Annotated in this window: 3 protein-coding genes and 1 pseudogene; all 4 read left to right on the top strand. The window is 33.6% G+C overall.

Going from position 1 to position 2,419, the window contains the following annotated elements; genetic code table 11:
* Positions 1-156: pseudogene (locus ACXJH6_RS08570) on the top strand (NAD-dependent epimerase); the annotation flags it as partial.
* 74 nt (positions 157-230) lie between these two features.
* Positions 231-479 (top strand): ComEA family DNA-binding protein, encoded by a 249-nt coding sequence (locus ACXJH6_RS08565; protein WP_456471342.1) that lies wholly within the window; start codon positions 231-233, stop codon positions 477-479.
* Positions 476-1,753 carry a Vi polysaccharide biosynthesis UDP-N-acetylglucosamine C-6 dehydrogenase TviB gene (gene tviB / locus ACXJH6_RS08560; protein ID WP_456471341.1) on the top strand — a complete coding sequence of 426 codons (1,278 nt, stop codon included), beginning with the start codon at positions 476-478 and terminating at the stop codon, positions 1,751-1,753. The genes ACXJH6_RS08565 and tviB overlap by 4 nt, the downstream gene beginning before the upstream one ends.
* Positions 1,753-2,419 (top strand): Gfo/Idh/MocA family protein (locus ACXJH6_RS08555; protein ID WP_456471340.1); only part of this gene is annotated, 667 nt, incomplete at its 3' end. The genes tviB and ACXJH6_RS08555, both read left to right, overlap by 1 nt.

Genomic DNA, 2,419 nt, shown 5'->3' with positions numbered 1-2,419 from the left:
AAAAAGAATCTATTGCCGATGCAGCCTGGGGACGTACCGAGTACATGGGCGGATACTACAGCCCTTGAGAGGGAGCTTGGATATAAACCGAAAGTGGATGTAAAAGAGGGAATTAAAAAATTTGTTGAGTGGTACAGGGAGTTTTATAATATTTAATTAAATTGGGTATAATATTGAATATCCGAAACATTTTTGGATAAATTCAACGCCTGAGGGCAATAAGGAAAAAAATGAAGAAGCTTTTTTTTATGTTGTTTGTGTTGGCAGTAGGTTTGTTTGCAAAGATGAATATTAATACCGCTACGGCGGATGAACTGTGTTCTCTTAAGGGAATAGGGCATGCTAAAGCTGTGGCTATTATTGAGTATAGGGAAAAACATCCTTTTAAAAAGCCTGAGGATATTATGAACGTAAAAGGCATAGGTTTTAAGATTTTTGAAAAAATCAAAGATGAAATCGAGGTGAAGGAAGAAAAATGAAAAAACTTTCAGTAATAGGCTTAGGCTACGTTGGCCTGCCTTTAGCTGTAGCATTCAGTGAAAAATATAAGGTAACAGGATTTGATATAAACCAAAAAAGAGTGGATGAATTAAATAAAGGAATAGATACTACTTTAGAAGTTAGTGAAGATGAATTAAAATCAGCTTTAACCAATAACCAATTACAAATAACCAGTAACCTTGAAGACATAAAAGATTCTAACATATATATAATAACCGTTCCGACTCCAATAGACAATCACAAAAACCCCGATTTAACACCCCTTAAAAAAGCCAGCGAAACAGTTGGGAAAGTATTAAAAAAAGGTGATATCGTAATTTATGAAAGTACAGTATATCCCGGATGTACGGAAGAAGTGTGTGTTCCTATTTTAGAAAAAGTAAGCGGACTTAAGTTTAATGAGGATTTTTTTGTAGGATATTCACCTGAGAGAATCAATCCCGGAGATAAAGAGCATACCGTCAAAAAAATCCTTAAGGTAACGTCGGGAAGTACTCCTAAAATTGCAAAAGAGATAGATGAACTTTATGCAAGTATTATAGAAGCCGGAACCCATTTAGCACCATCAATTAAAGTGGCAGAAGCCGCAAAAGTAATAGAAAACACTCAAAGGGATATAAACATAGCGTTTGTAAACGAACTTGCACTTATATTTGATAAATTAAATATTGATACCAAAGATGTATTAGAAGCCGCAGGGACTAAATGGAACTTTTTAAAATTTACTCCGGGACTTGTAGGAGGGCATTGTATAGGGGTAGATCCGTATTATCTTACATACAAAGCAAAAGAGATAGGATATCATCCCGAAATTATAATAGCCGGCAGAAGACTTAATGACAATATGGGAATATTCGTAGCCAATAAAGTAATAAAACTTATGATACAAAAAGGGCATACAATAAAAGGCTCAAGAGTATTGGTATTAGGAATCACATTTAAAGAAAACTGTCCCGATATAAGAAACAGCAGGGTAATAGACGTAATAAGGGAACTTGAAGAATTCGGAGTAAATATAGACGTATATGACCCATGGGCTGATCCACAAGAGGTAAAACAAGAATACGGAATTGAATTAATGGAGAATGAAAAATTGAAAATAGAAAATTATGACGGAATTGTTTTAGCAGTTGCCCATAAAGAGTTTAAAGAAATAGAGGAAAAAATAAAAAAGGCAAAACAAAACTCAAATCTTGTTGTTTATGATATTAAAAGTTTTTTTGACAAATCCATTGTTGATGGGAGATTGTGATGAAAAAGTTTGCATTAATAGGAGCTGCCGGATATATAGCACCAAGGCATATGAAAGCAATTAAAGATACAGAAAACAATTTAGTAGTAGCACTTGATAAATGCGACAGTGTAGGGATAATTGACAGTTATTTTCCGGAAGCTGATTTTTTTATAGAATTTGAGAGGTTTGACAGACATGTAGATAAACTTAGAAGAAACGGTGAAAAAATTGATTATGTAAGTATAACAACTCCTAATTATCTGCATGATGCTCATATAAGATGGGCTTTAAGAAGCGGAGCGGATGCAATATGTGAAAAACCTCTTGTGCTTAATCCTTGGAATATAGACGCTTTAAAAGAAATTGAAAAAGAAACCGGAAAAAAAGTTTATAATATATTACAACTCAGACTTCATCCTTCAATTATTGCATTAAAAGAGAGAGTAACAAAAGAGCTTCAGGAAAATCCTGATAAAGTTTATGATATTGATTTAACATATCTTACAAGCAGGGGAAAATGGTATTTTATAAGCTGGAAAGGTGATGAGAGTAAAAGCGGAGGAATTGCAACTAATATAGGAGTTCATTTTTATGATATGTTAAGCTGGATTTTTGGAGAGGTTGAAGAAAATATTGTTCATCTCAAAACATCTTATGCCAATGCCGGGTTTTTAAAACTTAAAC

The organism is Caminibacter sp., assembly GCF_053999135.1.
Note: the sequence above shows the minus strand (reverse complement) of the source record. Positions and strands in the feature narration are given on the sequence as shown.

Bases quoted from the DNA above. Each gene is read 5' to 3' on its own strand.
- ACXJH6_RS08565 (WP_456471342.1), top strand. From the start codon at position 231: ATGAAGAAGCTTTTTTTTATGTTGTTTGTGTTGGCAGTAGGTTTGTTT.
- tviB (WP_456471341.1), top strand. From the start codon at position 476: ATGAAAAAACTTTCAGTAATAGGCTTAGGCTACGTTGGCCTGCCTTTA.